The sequence below is a fragment of the Parvularcula sp. LCG005 genome, from assembly GCF_032930845.1.
Classification (GTDB): Bacteria; Pseudomonadota; Alphaproteobacteria; order Caulobacterales; family Parvularculaceae; genus Parvularcula.
In genome coordinates this window covers 1,786,192-1,802,674 of sequence record NZ_CP136758.1, presented here as the reverse complement: position 1 = coordinate 1,802,674, position 16,483 = coordinate 1,786,192, and the positions used below count along the sequence as shown (strand labels likewise).

The window sequence follows — 16,483 nt, the reverse complement described above, 5'->3', positions numbered from 1 at the left end:
CGGGAATGGTGGACCTCGATTTACTCATCAGTGTACCACTCATTATTCCTGTCAATCCGACTTTCTGTCGTCGCACCTGCCGATCCGATTGTCGCTCATTCCGACCGGGAGAATGAGCTGACGCCGTCCGACATCCGATCGTCCGTCAGTCAGCGTTTTGCAGGGGGAGAGGGCCACGTGCGCGCGTACTCAAAGACCCTCTGCAACGACCGTTACTCTATTGATCCGTCCGGCAGGTGCAGGCGCTCAAGGCAAGCGCTTAGCGTCCCCGGTGTGGGTCATTCGGAACAATCGCCTCAGCGCATGCGTCGAGCGCGCCCTCCAGTTCAAGACACCCAACGAGCGGCGCGCGTAGGCAAAACAGCGGCAGACCATGCTAATTTGTCGCATAAGAAATGGACGATGCACCCAGGGGGTATCAGTATTAATCAATTGCGGTTAGTTTTCTTTCCATGACGCTTTCGGCTCGCCTTCTCGGTTTGGTGGCGGCGCTGCTATTCATGGCAGGGCCGGCGATGGCCTGTTGCCTGACTGAAAGCGGTCATGGCGAAATCGTCAGCGCCGCGCCGGCTGATCCGCCCTGCCATGGCGAGACGAAACCGACGCCGCCAGACCAAGGCGACTGCCCCGGATGCGATGCCTGCGTAACGAAGGCTTGGGCGACACCAAAACAAACCCTCAAGGCTGCTTACGAAAGAGCGCCCGAGGTAATCATCCTGCAGCCCGTGGCGGTGGAGCTCGCGATCAGCCTGCCGCCGGTGACAACAGGTTTTATTCGGCCTCCCTGCACTGCGCCCCCGGGGCAGACGCCATTGACCCTCAAGCAACGTCTCCTTCTCTGATCCGACGCTGAACCCGCTTGGACGTGCCTCCGCGCGTCCTTTTTGTTCGTTCAGCCGTCGGATTTTTTATGTCAACATCACTATCGCTCAGCCGCGTGTTCTCGGCCGTTCTGGCCGCGCCGCTCCTGCTCGTCTCCGCACACGCCCAATCCTTTGATGATCTCGAGGCGCGTCTTCGTGCACATCCCGCTCTCCAGTCGCTCGAATGGCAGACGAAAGCGATCGGGGCAGATGGTCTGGCGGCGCTCGGCCTGCCGGATCCCGTCATCAGCCTGGGCATCAACAATTTGCCTGTGGAGGATCCGGCGTTCGACCGCTTTTTGCCCACCAACAAGGCCATCGGCGTGCGGCAGGATATCCCCAATTTGAAAGCCCGTCGCGCGGGTGCGGCGATGTCCGATGGGCAAGCGACACGACTGCGTCTGTTGGCTGATCAAAGGCTCGCGGCCTTGCGCGCCCATCTTATTACCGCCCTGGCGGACCGGCAGCGGATTGCCGAGCAGACGCAAGTTCTCAAATCACAGGCCGTCGCTTTTGCTGCCCTGACCGAGACGGTGCAAACCGATCTCGCGGCCGGCCGGGCGGTGGCATTTCGTCTGGCGCAGATCGATGTCGAGCGCGTCGAGCTTGACCGCCGTCAGGCCGGACTCGCCGCTGAAATGGCCGCGGTCGAGGCGACACTCATCGACCTCGTGGGCGACGTGCCGCAGACGGATCTGCCGCCCATCGCGCCGCGAAAATGGGGGGGTGAGGCGAACGCTTTCCATGCAGTCAGACTGGCCGATGCCGGGATCGACATTGCCGAAGCCGGCACGATGCGGGCCGAGGCGGCGTACAGGCCCAACTGGGGCGTGGGGGTCACCTACCAGCAACGGGAGGCCGGCTCCGGTCTGCCGGGTGAGACCTTCCGGGGCGATGATTGGTTCTCGGCCCAGATCAGCTTCACGGTGCCGCTGTGGAAACGAAACAATCAGGACCCCAAGCTGCGCGCGGCGAAGGCGAGGGAGGCTGGGGCGAGGTCCGATCTTGCCGCCACCGCCCGGACGGCACAGGCGGCCTGGCAACGGCTCGATGCGGCGCGCATCGCCGCAGAGGACAGCGTTCGCCTGCTCGACGTCAAAGTCGCGGGGCTGGACGAACAGGCCCGCGCTGCGCGGTCAAACTATGAGGCGGGGTACGGTGCTTATTCCGCGGTCATTGATGCCGAACTCGCCGCCCTGGAGTTGCGGTCACAATTGGCGGCAGAACGAGCGCGCGTGATTGCGCTGACGGCAGAAGCCAACAGCCTGCTGGTGACGTCATGAGACATCTTTTCTTCGTTTTCATCGTCCTGTTCGCAGGTATCGCGCACGGGCAAGAGGCGGCGAGCTACACCTGTCCCATGCACCCTCACTACATTTCCACGGACGCTGATGGAGTCTGCCCCATCTGCGGGATGGATCTTGTGCCTGTCGCCCAAGCATCCTCGGGCGATAGCGGAAGGGAGGAAGGCATCGCCGTTTCCTCCGCCATGATTCAGACCATGGGTGTACGCACGGCTCCGGCAGAAGTCGTCTCGTTTGCGCGGCAGATTCGCGCTTTCGGCCGTGTTGAGCCAAGTACCCGCGCTGAAACAGTCGTAGCGTCGCGCGTCGAAGGATGGATCGAGGACCTCTCGGTGACGGCCGAAGGTGATCGCGTCGAAAAGGGGGACCTTCTTTACCGCGTTTACAGCCCGGACCTGATCGGCGCCCAGCAGGACTATCTCGCTGCGTTACGGACGGGAGCTGATGGCCGTATCGACGCTGCGGCCCAGCGCCTGCGCTCCCTCGGCATGCAGAACGCGGTCATTGCAAGCCTGCGAGAAGGCCGTGCCGTGATCGAGCGCATGCCAGTGACGGCGGAGGAGAACGGTGTCGTCGCTGAGCTGGCCGTCCGCGACGGAACCTATGTGCGACCCGGGGCCATCATCCTCCGCCTACAGCGCTATGACGAAGTGTGGATTATTGCTTCGGTGGCGGAGCAGGACCTTCCAGCGATCGCAGAGGGGACGCTTGCGACCGTCAGCGTGTCCGCTGCCGCAGTGCCCGAGCGGGAAGCCCGGGTCGATTACGTCTATCCGACCGTCAATGCTGAGACCCGAACAGGCAGCGTCCGGATCGTCCTGTCGAACGAGAACAACGCCCTTCGGCCTGGTGCCTATGCAGATGTTACTTTTGCGGTTGAGGACAGGCCGCGTCTTTCCGTGCCGAGCGAAGCAATCCTGCGCGATAGTCGCGGCGCCCATGTGGTGATCGCGCTGGGCGGCGGTCGGTTCGCGCCTCGGCCGGTGCAGACCGGGCTGTCCGCCATGGGACGCACAGAAATCATCGCGGGCCTGCAACCGGGCGAGGAGATTGTCACCAGCGGCCAGTTCCTGCTCGATTCCGAATCAAGCCTCAGGGAGGGTTTTGCGAAGATGAGCGGCGGCCTCGGCCCTGAGGTTGCGCTTTCGGATCTGCCGATGACCGAGGAGACGTTGGCAATGGTCGATCACTTCGTCGATGCCGCGCTCTATATCCACGAGGCGCTGGTGGATGGCTATTCGGTGCAGCCGAGTTTCCTTGAGCCGACCTTGCGCGTTGGAGAAACACTGCGCGCGCGGTATGCAAACACGCGCCTTTCACCGATCATTCTGCATACTGAGGGAGCGGTTCGGGCTGCTCAGAACGCGGACGGCCCTGAAGAACTGGCAGCTGCGCTTTCTGATCTCATGGAAGGCCTGCGCCCGTGGCTTCTTGAGGGGGCCCCGCAGCACTATGCAGACAACGGTTTGGCGCTCTTCCAAACCGAAGAAGATCACCTTTGGGTGCAGGAGGGCAGTGGGCCGATCAATCCCTATGGCAACGGCGTTGCCGAGCGTATCGAATGGCCCGAAGCCATGACGATGGGCGGTGCACCTTCAAATCGCCCCGCCATGGCCGGGCATAATCACTAGGCAGGCATGATGAGCGATCTTGAACCCTCTCTGACCGGCCATGATCCCTCGAAAAGCTGGGTGGCGGCCCTTATCGACTGGTCCGTCCGCAATCAGCTTATCGTTGTGGGCCTCGCGGCGGCGCTTGCCGTTTCGGGATGGTTGGCCGTGCAGCGGACACCTTTGGACGCAATCCCGGATCTGACAGACACTCAGGTGATTATCCGGACCGACTTCCCCGGCCAGTCTCCCCAGATCGTCGAGGATCTCGTCACCTATCCCCTGTCAACGCAGCTTCTTGGGCTGCCGAAGACGAAGGATGTGCGCGGGGCGTCCATGTTCGGGACGAGCTTCGTCTACGTCATTTTCGAGGATGATGTGGACCTTTACTGGGCGCGTTCGCGGGTGGTGGAGGCGCTCTCCCGCCTTGGCGACGTCCTGCCCGAGGCGGCGACGCCCCAGATTGGTCCCGACGCCACGGGGGTGGGCTGGATCTATCAGTACGCGTTGGTCGACAGGACCGGCAGAACAGACATTGCCGAGCTGCGCTCCATCCAGGACTGGTTCTTGAAGCTCGAGCTCTCTGCCGTCGAAGGGGTGGCCGAGGTCGCTTCTGTCGGCGGATATGTCCGCGAGTATCAGGTGCTCATCGATCCCAACAAGCTGCGCGTTTTCAACGTACCTATCGGGCAAATTGCCGAGACGGTCCGCGGCGCCAGCGCAGAAGTGGGCGGTCGCGTGATCGAGCAGGGGGAGACAGAGTTCATGGTCCGCTCCTCCGGCTATGTCGACGAGCGAGAGGACCTCGAGCAGGCAGTTGTCTACGCAGCGGACGGCACACCCGTGACGCTCGGCGACCTGGCCCGCATCGTCGAAGGTCCCGCCCTTCGCCGCGGTGTCGTTGATCTTAATGGCCAGGGCGAGGTCGTTGCCGGCATCGTGGTGATGCGCGACGGAGAGAACGCACTGGAAGTGATCGACCGTGTCGAGACGAAGCTTGACCAATTGCGAGGCGGGCTGCCTGATGGGGTCGAGATCGTGCCGGTCTACAATCGGGCGCCGCTGATCGAGGGCGCTGTCTCCTATCTCGAACATAAGCTGGTTGAGGAGGGGATCGCTGTCGCCCTCGTGACGCTGATCTTCCTGCTGCACGTCAGGGCGGCGTTTGTCGCGATCATCACGTTGCCGCTCGGCGTTCTCGGGGCCTTTCTGGTGATGTCCGGGCAGGGCGTCACGGCAAACATCATGTCGCTGGGCGGCATCGCCATCGCCATCGGCGCCATGGTGGATGCGTCGATCGTCATGGTGGAGAACGCCAGCCGTAAGCTTTCGGGGCTCGATGATCCGTCGCCCACGGAACGACGCGCCGCGATCCTGACCGCAGCGAAGGAGGTGGGCCCTGGGGTCTTTTTCTCCCTCCTGATTATCGTGGTGTCCTTTCTGCCGGTCTTTGCCTTGACCGGCCAGAGTTTCCGGCTCTTCTCGCCGCTGGCCTTCACCAAGACCTACGCCATGGCCTTCGCAGCATTGCTTTCCGTGACGCTTGTGCCGGTCCTGATGGTCTGGCTCTTGCGCGGGCGGATCCGGCGGGAGGAGGCCAATCCGGTAAACCGTTTCTTCGTCGCGGCGTACCGGCCTGTCCTGGCGCTTGCCATGCGATACCGTTGGGCGACCATCGGGTTGACGGCGCTCCTGATGCTCAGCGCCCTCATTCCTCTGTCGCGGACGGGATCAGAATTCATGCCCGCGCTCTACGAAGGCGAGCTTCTCTACATGCCGTCGACCTTGCCCGGGGTGTCCCAGACCAAGGTTCGCGAGATTCTGGGGCAGACGAACCGTGTGATCGCCGGGGTGCCAGAGGTTGAAAGCGTTTTCGGTAAAGCTGGACGGGCCGATACGGCCACCGACCCCGCCCCGTTGACGATGATTGAAACCTGGATCCGGCTGAAGCCTCGGGAGGAGTGGCGCGACGGCGTGACCCCCGAAGCGCTGATCGACGATCTCAATCGGCGGCTTCAGATGCCGGGTCTCGTCAACAGCTGGGGGTATCCCATCAAGATCCGTATGGATATGGTTTCGACCGGCGTGCGCACGCCGGTCGGCATCAAGGTGACGGGCGACGACCTTGGAGAGATTGAAAGGATCGCCCAGGAGATCGAGGCCGTCGTCGCTGAGGTGCCGGGGACACGGTCCGCCTTTGCGGATCGCGTGCTTGGGGGGCGCTATCTCGAAATCCAGCCCGACCGGGCCGAGCTCGCGCGGCGAAATATCGACATGGGGACTTTTCAGATGGTCGTGCAGACGGCCATTGGCGGCATGCCTCTGTCCCAAAGCGTCGAAGGTCGAGAGCGCTACGACATCCTTCTGCGCTATGACCGTCCGTTCCGTGAGCGTCCAGAGGACCTTGGGGATATCCTGATACCCAGTGCATCGGGCAGTCATATCCCGCTAGGCGAGGTGGCGGATATCGTGTTCGCTGAGGGCCCGCCAATGATCCGTTCAGAGAACGCGCGCATGACGGGCTGGGTCTTTGTCGATATCACGGGGCGCGATCTTGGCGGCTATGTTTCCGAGGCGCGGGACGTGGTGGACAAGGCGATCGCGCTGCCGCCGGGCTACGCCATCGAATGGTCCGGCCAGTATGAACAGCTCGAGGAAGCGGCTGCGCGATTACGGATCGCCATTCCCGCCGCAGCGGGGCTCATCTTCCTCCTTCTGATGCTGCATTTCGGGCGTTTGGACCGCACGCTGATCATCATGGCATCCCTGCCTTTTGGACTCCTTGGTGGTCTGTGGGCGCTGTGGGGTGCTGGATACGACTTTTCCGTTGCCGTCGCTGTCGGCTTCATCGCGCTCGGGGGCATCGCAGTCGAGACCGCCGTGGTAATGCTACTTTATATCGATGCCCAAGTGCGAGAAGAGCGTCCGGCGGATTTGCCGGGTCTCATTCGTGCCGTCACGCATGGTGCCGTCCTCCGCGTGCGGCCGAAGCTAATGACGGTTTCAACGATTATTGTCGGTCTGGCGCCGATCTTCTTCACTGAAGGCCTTGGATCGGACGTGATGCGCCGTATTGCCCTGCCGATGCTGGGGGGCATGATCTCGACAACTCTTCTGACCCTCATCGTGATCCCCGTGATCTACACGGTCTGGGTCTCGCACCAATTGGACGCCCGGCGCGCGTCTGCTCTTGGCGATCGCCATTCTATACCGCAAAACTAAACCTTGAGGAGATATATGATGAAACCGATCATTCTGCTGACTGCGTCGATGCTGGCCCTCGCCGCGTGTGGCGGGCCAAGCGAAGAGGCAGCTACGCCTGACACCAAGGTGGCGGCCACGGCCATCGACGAGATGGCAGAACACGATATGTCCGACCACAGCGGATCCATGGGCGAAGGTCTGGCTCATGGTGAGGGACGGATTGTGTCGGTTGACCTGGAAGGACGTCGGATCGAGATCGATCATGGCCCGCTTGCAGGCGCAGATATGGCCGCGATGACGATGGCCTTCGGGACGACGGGTAATGTCGATCTGGCGACCCTCTCAGCAGGTGACGAGGTGATGTTCATGGTCAAGCAGGGCCGCGACGGGTCATGGCGTGTCACCCATATATGTGATCAGGGCACAGAAATGAGCGACTGCATGGCAGAGATGGATCACTAATCCATGGCGCTGTTGCGGTGGGCCGTCCGCCTTCATAAGTGGATCGCCCTGATTATCGGCGTCCAGGTCCTTCTGTGGATTCTGGGCGGCTTTGTGATGAGTGTGTTGCCCATCGAACGTGTCCGCGGCGACCATAAGGTCGCCGACGCGCCAATCGTGGCCGTCGATCCTGGCGCCATCGTTTCTCTGGAACAGGCGGTCAAGGCGGCAGGAATGGAGGCCGTGGAAAATGCCACGCTAAGCCGACTCCTTGGTGAGCCTGTCTGGGAACTGCACGGGGGAGCGCGTACCGTGATCGTCGAGGCTAAAGAAGGGACGATCATTTCACCCGTGCCTCAAGCGCTTGCGAGGCAGATCGCCGAATATGACTTTGCCGGAGACGGGCAGGTCGCCAGCGTAAAGATGTTGACCGATCCGCCCTCCGAGTACGGACCGGGCGGACCCGTCTGGCAGGTACAATTCGACGACGCCGGAAATACCCGCCTTTATGTCGATCCGGATACGGGAAAGGTCCGTGCCCGCCGTTCGGATACATGGCGGCTGTTCGACTTCTTCTGGCGTCTTCACGTCATGGACTATGACGACGGCGCCGACTTCAATCATCCACTGCTCATCGTTTCAGCGGGACTTGGCTTGCTCGTGTCTGTCTCTGGGCTGACAATCCTGGTGTTTCGCATGCGCCGTTCCTACGGGCGGTGGCAATCAGTACGACGGCGGCGCTGATCCCCGGCGCAGCTATTCTCGCAAAGTTTGCTGACGCCTATATCGCCGTCCGTCTGTCTGTCGGAGCCTATATCGATGAGGTCCAGGCCTTCCAGGAGCCCAGATAGACATCGACGTTCTCAAATCCATTTCGCAGCAGGATCGATGCCGCAATCGTCGCCCGGGCTCCGCTTCCGCACATCACCGTGATCGACTTATCGCGGGGAAGTTCCGCAACACGGGAGGGCAGGTGTCCCAGATAGATGTTTGTTGCGCCCTCGATATGCCCGGCGGCGAACTCGTCGATGCCGCGCACATCGAGAAGCATCCACCCCCCAGTGCCCAGCCGTTCCCTGACCGTTTCTGTGCCAACCATGGTCAGGGATGCGAAGGCCGCCCCGGACGAGGCGACTGGTACCATCCCGGTACGGAAACTCTCAACATGATCATACCCGATCCGCTCGAGGGTCAGAACCGAGCGCTCAGCCTGTGCGGCGTCCCTGCAGACAAGATCGATCGCCTGATCAGGATCCAGCACCCAGCCTGCAAATGCAGCGAGCATATCGTCGGGAATGGCGATCGAACCGGGAATGTGGGCGCCCGCAAAGTCGACAACGCCGCGGACGTCCACAAGCTGGCTGTCCTCGGCTGATGCCTTCAGGATCGGTTTGGGCGGCGGCAGGGGGTAGCGCCGCGTCGGTGAGGCGCCTTCGACGTTCAGGCGTTCCATCAGCCGGAAATAGGGCGGTTGCTCATGATGCTCGGCCAGTTTCGCCTCGATGAAGGCGTCGCGGTCGAGCCCAAGGCGTGGATTGTTACGCCGTTCGTGCCCGATAGTGGAGAATTCGCGGTCGGCCATTCCCGACCCGCAAACCGACCCGGCACCATGGGCAGGGTACAGAAGGACATGGTCGCCCAGCTTCAGCAGTTTCTGAAGGCTGTCATAGAGAAGCCCGGAGACCTCACGTTCCTTGCCCGGATAAAAATCTGTGCGCCCCACGTCTCCGACAAAAAGGGCGTCGCCGGTAAAAACCCCAACCGGCCCGTCTTGAGCGCTTTGATCGAATAAAATGAAGGACAGCGAGTCGTAAGTATGACCAGGGGTTTCGAGAACCTCAATCCTGGCGTCGCCAACCTGATAGCTGTCGCCCTCCCGCGTCGTTTTCGCATATCGTATAGGCTCTGCCGGGTTGGGGCCGTGCCAAACGTCCGCTCCCGTCACTTCGGCGAGGAGACCTGCGCCAGAGACCAGATCTTCGTTCCGATGGGTCTCAAAAATATGCGTGATGCGGCACCCATCGCGCCGCGCCGGGTCGAGATAGACATCGATATCGCGCCTCGGATCGATAACGGCTGCTTCGCCATTGGAAGTGAGGAGATAGGATAGATGGGCGAGACCCTCGGTCTTGATTTTTTCAAGTTTCATTGCCGGTCAATTCCAAAATGTTGTTCTGGACAACGCGTGCTGTGAGGGTTGCCCGTGGTCAAGGGGGTCGTTGTTGCCGCCGCAAGCCCTATTCGCGCACCGGGCGTTCCGCCTTTTTCTTTTCCCAGACGGTGTGAAGAATCACGCCGCCGTAGAGACCGACGAAGAAAATCATCGCAGGTCCTGGCGCCATGGGGATGACGGCAAGGGCAGGTCCCGGACAAAGACCGGCAAGACCCCAGCCCGCCCCGAATAGAACAGACCCGATGATCAGGCTTTTGGTCAGTTGGTTTGAACGGGGGATCTCGAAGCGATCATGGTCAAGGGGCGCAGGGCGACGCCATACGAGCCGGAAGCCGATGAACGTTACGGCCAGTGCGCCGCCCATGACAAGAGCGAGACTTGGATCCCACTGGCCAAACACATCCAGAAAATTCTGCACCTTGGCGGGGTCCGTCATGCCGGAGACGATCAGCCCACCGCCGAAAAGGCTGCCGATTAGGAAAGAAGAAATCAGAGAGCGCATCAGAAACCTCCGACGGCGTGGCGCAGAGCGCCGACGGTGACGACGCCCGCGGCCATGAACGTCAGGACAGCGACCAGAGACCTGAGGGAGAGACGCGCCAGTCCGCATACCCCATGACCACTCGTGCAGCCCGACCCAAGACGCGTGCCAAAACCGACAAGAAGGCCAGCAACGATTAGAAGCGGCCCACTAGCAACGAAAGTAAAATCCGGCAATTGACCCATCATCGCAAGGGCTAGGCCCGGCGCGATGAGGCCGGCGAGAAAGGCGAGCCGCCAGGGCCGATCGGTTCCATTGCGGCCGAGCGCACCGGCAAGAATGCCGCTGATCCCGGCAATTCGGCCGAGAGAGAGCATCAATAGCGTCGCTGCCAACCCGATCATGGCGCCACCTAGCAGGGCTGTGACAGGGGTAAACATCGTAACTGGGGCCATAGAAAGTGTCCTGGTGGCGCCTTTGCCGGAACAACGGCAGCGGGCATTAGTTGACATTTGTCGATAGTATATAATATATGGCAGCAACTATTGTAAAGGCGGGTTTTATGTTCGATGTTGCGCCCCAGCAGGATAGCGGGCTCCCAATGGCGAGGCTCGATGAGCCAGCGCCGCTGTTTGAAGCCAGATCGACACAGGGTCGCATTCGTTTGTCCGATTATGCTGGCCGGTGGGTCATGCTCTTTGCGCACCCGGCTGATTTTACACCGGTGTGCACGTCTGAATTCGTCGGATTGACCAAGGCCAGGGACCAGTTTGAGGCTTTAGACTGTGCATTGATCGGCCTGTCGGTGGACAGCGTCTATTCGCACCTCGCCTGGTTCGACCGGATCGAGGCTGACTTCGGTATTCGTCCGTATTTCCCGTTACTGGAGGATCCATCGCTCGCCATTGCTGGGAGCTATGGCATGATCCATCCCGGTGCGAGCTCAACGGCAACCGTGCGCTCCGTGTTCGTCATTGATCCGCACGGAACGCTCAAGGCCATGGTCCATTATCCGATGGAGGTTGGCCGGTCTGTCGCCGAGCTTCTACGCCTCGTTGAAGCGCTGCAGGCAACCGCCGGGAATGAGCGGGTTGCGCCAGAAGGCTGGAGCAAGGGCGAAGAACTGCTCAACAGCGCGCCTGCCACAGATGCCGAGGCCGTGACGGCTGGCGGGAACTGGTATGCAGGAGGGACCCGATGAATACAAACATTCTCATTCGACCAAGCGAGATGGAGGAAAAGGCGGAAAAGGCAGCTGACTTCCTGCGTGCGCTCGCGAACCCGCAGCGCCTTCGGCTCGTCTGTGAGCTGACGAGCGGAGAATGTGGCGTCGGTGAGCTCGAGGAGCGGACAGGCATCCGTCAGCCGTCGCTGTCCAAGGAGTTGGGCAAGCTTCGTGAAGCTGGCCTGATTGAGGGTCGGCGCGAGTCCAAAGCCGTCTTTTACTCCCTTGTCGAGCCCAAAGCGGCGAGCATCATCGCCATTTTGTGCGGCCAAGAGCCGATAGCGCCGCCGCCCGTCAAACCAAAAGCCAGGCGCGAGGCAGGAAGCGTTTTCGCCCGCATTCTTCCTCACAGTGAGCGATAGGAGCTCAAGATGTCCGCTAGTCCCATTCTTGCCTTGCCAGAGACTATACAAGATCATCCGTATGATGCGCCGCAGGTTGAGGCCTTTTTTGATGAGGCAACAAACACTGTTTCATACGTCGTCTATGATCAGGACGCCAAAGCCGCGGCCATCATCGACAGCCTGCTCGATTTCGACAACAAGTCTGGTCGGACGACGACGGTCAGCGCCGACAGGATTCTCAATTTCATTGCCCAGAAGGCGCTCAGCGTCGATCTCATTCTTGAGACCCACGTGCATGCCGATCACCTTTCCGCAGCGCCGTATCTGAAAGAAAAGCTCGGTGGCCGGATTGCCATCGGCTCGGACATCAAGACGGTGCAATATGTCTTCGGGAAGGTCTTTAACGCAGGGACAGCCTTCCAGCGCGATGGCTCGCAGTTCGATGTCCTGTTTGACGATGGGGCTACCTTCGAGATTGGCCGTTTCAAGGGTGTGGCGATTCACACACCGGGGCATACGCCGGCCTGTATGAGTTATCTGATCGGCGACGCCCTTTTTGTCGGGGACACGATCTTCATGCCGGATTTTGGGACGGCGCGCTGTGATTTCCCCGGCGGCGATGCCGCTACACTGTTTCGGTCGATCCGGCGTCTGTTCCTGCTACCCGACGACACCCGCATGTTTCTCTGCCACGACTACAAATCCAAGAGCCGCGACGACTATGCCTGGGAGGCGACAATCGGGGTACAGAAGAAAGAAAACATTCACGTCCACGACGGCGTGACCGAGGCAGAGTTCGTCAAGATGCGCACCGAGCGGGATTCGACCCTGGCGATGCCGACGCTCATCCTGCCATCGGTTCAGGTCAACATGAATGCTGGTCATCTTCCGGATCCGGAAGATAACGGTCAGCAATATCTCAAAATCCCTCTCAACGCACTCTGACAGGCAGATCGATGACACTTCGGCAGTCACGGCGGCGGGACTGGCTGCCGATCCTTTCATGGGCGAAAGCCTATCGCGGTGAGACCTTCGCGAACGATGCACTGGCGGCCGTGATCGTGACGATCATGCTGATCCCGCAATCTCTCGCCTACGCGCTCCTGGCGGGCCTTCCGCCACAGGTGGGGCTTTATGCATCTATCCTGCCGCTCGTCGCTTACGCCATTTTTGGGACATCGCGGACCCTTGCCGTTGGTCCGGTTGCTGTAGTGTCCCTTCTCACCGCTGCGGCGGTGGGGCAGGTCGCGGAGCAGGGGACAGCGGGGTATCTTGCTGCTGCAATCATGCTTGCAGTTCTCTCTGGAACCTTCCTTGTGCTGATGGGACTGTTCCGTCTTGGGTTCCTGGCAAACTTTCTCAGTCACCCTGTCATTTCCGGGTTTATTACGGCCTCGGGTCTCATCATCGCGGCGAGCCAGCTCAAGCATATTTTTGGTGTCGACGCCGACGGCGAAAACCTGTTCCTGCTTCTGACCTCACTTGCCCGACATATCAGTGACTTAAATCTGCCCACCCTGATGATTGGTGCAGGCTCTACGGCATTTCTCTTCTGGGTTCGGAAAGGTCTAGCGCCGTTCCTGACCGCCATCGGCATGGATGAAAAGGCGGCGGGCATGGTCGCCAAGGCAGGCCCGGTGTTGGCCGTGGCCGTGACCATTGGACTTACGGCCTGGCTGCGCCTTGATGCGCAAGGGGTCGCGATTGTCGGCGAGGTTGAGGGGAGCCTGCCGCCCCTCAGTGTGCCGCGCTTTGACCTGGCGCTGGTAAAGGCACTCATTGGCCCGGCCATCCTCATTTCCATCATCGGCTTTGTGGAATCGATATCCGTCGCCCAGACCCTCGCGGCGAAGAGACGTCAACGGATTGATCCAGACCAGGAACTTATCGCGCTGGGCGCCGCCAACCTGGCGAGCGGGTTTTCTTCCGGCTACCCCGTGACAGGGGGCTTCGCTCGATCCGCAGTGAACTACGATGCAGGCGCGGAAACGCCTGCTGCGGGCGCTTATACGGCGATCGGGATTGGATTGGCGGCGTTGTTCATGACACCGCTTCTGACCTATTTGCCGAAGGCCACGCTGGCCGCCACCATCATCGTCGCCGTATTGTCCCTGGTGGACCTTAAGGCGGTTCGCGAAACGGTCCGCTACTCAAAGTCCGATGGCGCCGCGATGATTGCGACAATACTCGTCACACTGGGCTTCGGCGTTGAGGCCGGCGTCGTGACCGGCGTTGCCCTGTCACTCTTTCTCTTCCTGCTGAAGACGTCGCGCCCGCACATGGCCATCGTCGGTCTTGTTCCTGGAACAGAGCATTTTCGCAATACGGACCGACATGACGTCGTGACCGGCACCAAGGTCATCACGCTGCGTGTTGATGAGTCCCTGTATTTTGCCAACGCACGGGGGTTGGAAGATGCGGTTTATGACCTTGTGGCACAGAACCCATCCGTTCGGCACTTCGTCCTGATGTGCCCGGCGGTGAACTCAATTGATGCAAGTGCCCTCGAGAGTCTGGAGGCGCTCAACGCCCGCCTGCGCGATTCAGAAGTGACTTTCCATTTATCAGAGGTGAAGGGGCCGGTCATGGACGGTCTGAAAAGGTCGCGTTTCATGGAGAACCTCACTGGCGAGGTGTTCCTCAGTCAATTTTCGGCTTTGAGGAAACTCGATCCCGAGATCGTCGTGCAGCACGTCTCGTCTGTACCCAATACGCTGGGTGGGGTATCCGCTGAGCCTCCTGTGAAAGCCGTCTGAAGACACGTCCTTGAAACGGCCATCCGTGTGCAGTGCGACCAGCCCGCTCAATCCTCCTTTTCGGAACTTTCCTCGCAGCCCTTTCAACAAGACCTGCACGTGCAAAGTACCGGATAGGACAGGCGACGGCGATGACGAGCGAGGTGCCTAAAGGGACTGTCCAATCGTCCTCTCAAATTCGGCCTTGTACGTTCTTGACATGATGAGCTGTGTGCCGTCGACCAGCGTCACATCGAACTCGCCGTGGCTGCGCCGTCCCAATTCTGCGATCGAGCTGAGATTGATGATAGCGGACCGGTGAATGCGGCAGAACTGGCCGGGGTCGAGTTTTTCGAGGACGGCCGTAAGGCTCGACCGAAACAGGTATTCCTGACCCTTGGAGTAGATGTTGACGTAGACGCCCGCCGCCTGGATCCAGTCGATATCCTCGGTAGCGACAAATTTTGTGACCTCGCCGCTCTTGATTGCAAATCGCGACAAGTATTCTGCCTGGCCATCATCGGCCTTGATCATCCTGAGAAGCGATGCAAGGCGTTCGTGCTGATCCGTATCAGGATGAAGGTGTTTCGTCGCGTCTGATGTCCGCGAGATCACCCTGGATATGGTCTCCGCAAACCGGGCGTCGGTGAACGGCTTGACCAGATAGTCGACCGCATTGGCGTCAAAAGCCTGAAGTGCATATTGATCATAGGCAGTGACAAAAATCGTGAGTGGCATGGCATCGCTGCCAATCGCATCGATGACCCCAAAGCCATCGATCACGGGCATCCGGACATCCAGAAAGACGATGTCGGGTGGGCTGTTCCGGATAATTTCTATAGCCTCGACGCCGTTGGCCGCCTCGTCAATGCGGTCGATGACGTTGTGCTGGCCGAGAAGATCGCACAGACGGGCCCGCGCCGGTGCTTCGTCATCGACAACAAGCGCGCAAATACGGCGATGGGGGTCAGAGGCTGACATCAGGATCGGGGAGTTCGATATGCACAATAGTGCCTTCCGTAGCACGATTGGATATTGAGAAAAGTTCTTCCGCACGGCGTCCATAAAGGGCCGCAAGTCGCTCCCGCGTAACACTCAGGCCCAGCCCGGAAGATTTCGACATCGACCAGTCGCGAGGAAGACCGACGCCATTGTCGCTAACGGTGACATGAACATGCCCGCCTTTCTTCTCCGCAGCGATTTCAACGACACCACCCGACAGACGATTTTCAACGCCATGGCGGAGCGCGTTTTCGACAATGGGCTGCAGCGTCATGGCTGGCACCACGGCGTTAAGCGCGGCGCTATCTACGTTGATGTCAAACCGGATGCGATCGCCGAAGCGCAGCCGCTGGATCGACAGATAGTGGTCGAGGAGCCGTAATTCCGCCTTGAGCGAGATCTCATTGGTATCCTTGTGCGCCAGAGAATGGCGCAACAGCTCTGCCAGATTACCGATCATGTCCCGCGTTGCCTGCGGGTCTCTGCTCGTTTCTGCGGAAATGGCGTTGAGGGCGTTGAACAGGAAGTGCGGCTCAAGCTGCAGGCGCAGGGCATTCAGTCGGGCCTCAAGAATATGCTTTTCGAGACGACCGATTTCGACCTGGCTTGCGAGCAGGCGGCGATGATATTTCACCGCCCACATTACGCCAACGACGGCCGCGTACTGAACCCAGCCACCGATGAAATAGTATAGCGCGAATTCCGGTGCCTTGATCGGGCTCCAGATGACCGCATCGATCGGATAAAGAAATAGCCCTGCCATGCCCACATAGGCAAAGGAGAATGGAACGCTGAGACATGCCAGCACGATCAGCTGGCGCAGGTCTGACAAGCCCGTCCGTGACAGTCGACGGTCGATCACGAGCAGAAGATAGGTGAGCAGCGCCCACGCCCATCCCTCGATGATCTTCGCTGGCAGGCTGATCCATTCAGACAGCTGAATGATATTGGGCAGCGCCAAGACTGCGCCGATCACGGTCCACAGCACAAAGAGCTTTGGCAGAAAGGCCAGACTGGAAAACGACGTGGGCAGCGCGGCAGGCGCCCGCATTTTCTGTTGAGCGATCATCACCTGCCGCAACTAATCCTTTGGGCCGTTAT

At 60.3% G+C, this 16,483-nt stretch carries 14 protein-coding genes; 9 read left to right on the top strand and 5 right to left on the bottom strand.

What is annotated here, in order from left to right:
* Window positions 1–910: 910 nt before the first annotated feature.
* From RUI03_RS08460 to RUI03_RS08440, 5 genes are read left to right on the top strand one after another with little or no spacing between them, the layout of a single operon-like run.
* Complete coding sequence (locus RUI03_RS08460) at window positions 911–2,146, top strand: TolC family protein (RefSeq protein WP_317287021.1); 1,236 nt, start codon at window positions 911–913, stop codon at window positions 2,144–2,146.
* Window positions 2,143–3,798 carry an efflux RND transporter periplasmic adaptor subunit gene (locus RUI03_RS08455; RefSeq protein ID WP_317287020.1) on the top strand — a complete coding sequence of 552 codons (1,656 nt, stop codon included), beginning with the start codon at window positions 2,143–2,145 and terminating at the stop codon, window positions 3,796–3,798. Before RUI03_RS08460 ends, RUI03_RS08455 begins: the two co-directional genes overlap by 4 nt.
* Before the next feature lie 6 nt (window positions 3,799–3,804).
* Window positions 3,805–6,999 (top strand): CusA/CzcA family heavy metal efflux RND transporter, encoded by a 3,195-nt coding sequence (locus tag RUI03_RS08450; RefSeq protein ID WP_317287019.1) that lies wholly within the window; start codon window positions 3,805–3,807, stop codon window positions 6,997–6,999.
* 15 nt (window positions 7,000–7,014) lie between these two features.
* Window positions 7,015–7,443, top strand: coding sequence for a copper-binding protein (locus RUI03_RS08445; RefSeq protein WP_317287018.1), 429 nt, complete (start codon window positions 7,015–7,017; stop codon window positions 7,441–7,443).
* Between the two features lie 3 nt (window positions 7,444–7,446).
* A complete protein-coding gene (locus RUI03_RS08440) occupies window positions 7,447–8,166 on the top strand; it encodes a PepSY domain-containing protein (protein WP_317287017.1) in 720 nt (239 codons plus the stop codon).
* Window positions 8,167–8,233: 67 nt separating this feature from the next.
* Here RUI03_RS08440 and RUI03_RS08435 read toward each other — a convergent pair whose 3' ends face one another.
* The 3 genes from RUI03_RS08435 to RUI03_RS08425 form a co-directional block, all read right to left on the bottom strand.
* On the bottom strand, window positions 8,234–9,571 hold the full coding sequence (locus tag RUI03_RS08435) for an MBL fold metallo-hydrolase (protein WP_317287016.1): 1,338 nt from the start codon (window positions 9,569–9,571) through the stop codon (window positions 8,234–8,236).
* Window positions 9,572–9,659: 88 nt separating this feature from the next.
* Window positions 9,660–10,097: a DUF6691 family protein gene (locus RUI03_RS08430; protein WP_317287015.1), complete on the bottom strand. Its 438-nt coding sequence runs from the start codon at window positions 10,095–10,097 to the stop codon at window positions 9,660–9,662.
* Window positions 10,097–10,531 (bottom strand): YeeE/YedE family protein, encoded by a 435-nt coding sequence (locus tag RUI03_RS08425; protein ID WP_317287014.1) that lies wholly within the window; start codon window positions 10,529–10,531, stop codon window positions 10,097–10,099. The genes RUI03_RS08430 and RUI03_RS08425 overlap by 1 nt, the downstream gene beginning before the upstream one ends.
* Before the next feature lie 107 nt (window positions 10,532–10,638).
* On the opposite strand from RUI03_RS08425, the gene RUI03_RS08420 reads away from it, so the two are divergent.
* Genes RUI03_RS08420 through RUI03_RS08405 form a run of 4 tightly spaced genes read left to right on the top strand, consistent with a single transcriptional unit; the run spans window position 10,639 to window position 14,401 of the window.
* Window positions 10,639–11,277 carry a peroxiredoxin gene (locus RUI03_RS08420; protein WP_317287013.1) on the top strand — a complete coding sequence of 213 codons (639 nt, stop codon included), beginning with the start codon at window positions 10,639–10,641 and terminating at the stop codon, window positions 11,275–11,277.
* Window positions 11,274–11,663: a metalloregulator ArsR/SmtB family transcription factor gene (locus RUI03_RS08415; protein WP_317287012.1), complete on the top strand. Its 390-nt coding sequence runs from the start codon at window positions 11,274–11,276 to the stop codon at window positions 11,661–11,663. The genes RUI03_RS08420 and RUI03_RS08415 overlap by 4 nt, the downstream gene beginning before the upstream one ends.
* 9 nt (window positions 11,664–11,672) lie before the next feature.
* On the top strand, window positions 11,673–12,590 hold the full coding sequence (locus RUI03_RS08410; RefSeq protein ID WP_317287011.1) for an MBL fold metallo-hydrolase: 918 nt from the start codon (window positions 11,673–11,675) through the stop codon (window positions 12,588–12,590).
* An 11-nt stretch (window positions 12,591–12,601) separates the two neighbouring features.
* Window positions 12,602–14,401 (top strand): sulfate permease, encoded by a 1,800-nt coding sequence (locus tag RUI03_RS08405; RefSeq protein WP_317287010.1) that lies wholly within the window; start codon window positions 12,602–12,604, stop codon window positions 14,399–14,401.
* Window positions 14,402–14,548: 147 nt separating this feature from the next.
* Here the strand turns inward: RUI03_RS08405 and RUI03_RS08400 are convergent, their stop codons facing one another.
* Both RUI03_RS08400 and RUI03_RS08395 read right to left on the bottom strand, forming a co-directional pair.
* Window positions 14,549–15,361 (bottom strand): LytTR family DNA-binding domain-containing protein, encoded by an 813-nt coding sequence (locus tag RUI03_RS08400; RefSeq protein WP_317287009.1) that lies wholly within the window; start codon window positions 15,359–15,361, stop codon window positions 14,549–14,551.
* The gene (locus RUI03_RS08395) at window positions 15,348–16,451 is read right to left on the bottom strand and encodes a sensor histidine kinase (RefSeq protein ID WP_317289643.1); all 1,104 of its coding nucleotides are present in this window, start codon (window positions 16,449–16,451) and stop codon (window positions 15,348–15,350) included. Before RUI03_RS08395 ends, RUI03_RS08400 begins: the two co-directional genes overlap by 14 nt.
* Between the last annotated feature and the right edge of the window lie 32 nt (window positions 16,452–16,483).

Coding starts and splice junctions, on each gene's coding strand:
- RUI03_RS08410 (WP_317287011.1), top strand. CDS start 11,673: ATGTCCGCTAGTCCCATTCTTGCCTTGCCAGAGACTATACAAGATCAT.
- RUI03_RS08455 (WP_317287020.1), top strand. CDS start 2,143: ATGAGACATCTTTTCTTCGTTTTCATCGTCCTGTTCGCAGGTATCGCG.
- RUI03_RS08430 (WP_317287015.1), bottom strand. CDS start 10,097: ATGCGCTCTCTGATTTCTTCTTTCCTAATCGGCAGCCTTTTCGGCGGT.
- RUI03_RS08460 (WP_317287021.1), top strand. CDS start 911: ATGTCAACATCACTATCGCTCAGCCGCGTGTTCTCGGCCGTTCTGGCC.
- RUI03_RS08405 (WP_317287010.1), top strand. CDS start 12,602: ATGACACTTCGGCAGTCACGGCGGCGGGACTGGCTGCCGATCCTTTCA.
- RUI03_RS08420 (WP_317287013.1), top strand. CDS start 10,639: ATGTTCGATGTTGCGCCCCAGCAGGATAGCGGGCTCCCAATGGCGAGG.
- RUI03_RS08415 (WP_317287012.1), top strand. CDS start 11,274: ATGAATACAAACATTCTCATTCGACCAAGCGAGATGGAGGAAAAGGCG.
- RUI03_RS08445 (WP_317287018.1), top strand. CDS start 7,015: ATGATGAAACCGATCATTCTGCTGACTGCGTCGATGCTGGCCCTCGCC.
- RUI03_RS08435 (WP_317287016.1), bottom strand. CDS start 9,571: ATGAAACTTGAAAAAATCAAGACCGAGGGTCTCGCCCATCTATCCTAT.
- RUI03_RS08450 (WP_317287019.1), top strand. CDS start 3,805: ATGATGAGCGATCTTGAACCCTCTCTGACCGGCCATGATCCCTCGAAA.
- RUI03_RS08400 (WP_317287009.1), bottom strand. CDS start 15,361: ATGTCAGCCTCTGACCCCCATCGCCGTATTTGCGCGCTTGTTGTCGAT.
- RUI03_RS08395 (WP_317289643.1), bottom strand. CDS start 16,451: ATGATCGCTCAACAGAAAATGCGGGCGCCTGCCGCGCTGCCCACGTCG.
- RUI03_RS08425 (WP_317287014.1), bottom strand. CDS start 10,531: ATGGCCCCAGTTACGATGTTTACCCCTGTCACAGCCCTGCTAGGTGGC.
- RUI03_RS08440 (WP_317287017.1), top strand. CDS start 7,447: ATGGCGCTGTTGCGGTGGGCCGTCCGCCTTCATAAGTGGATCGCCCTG.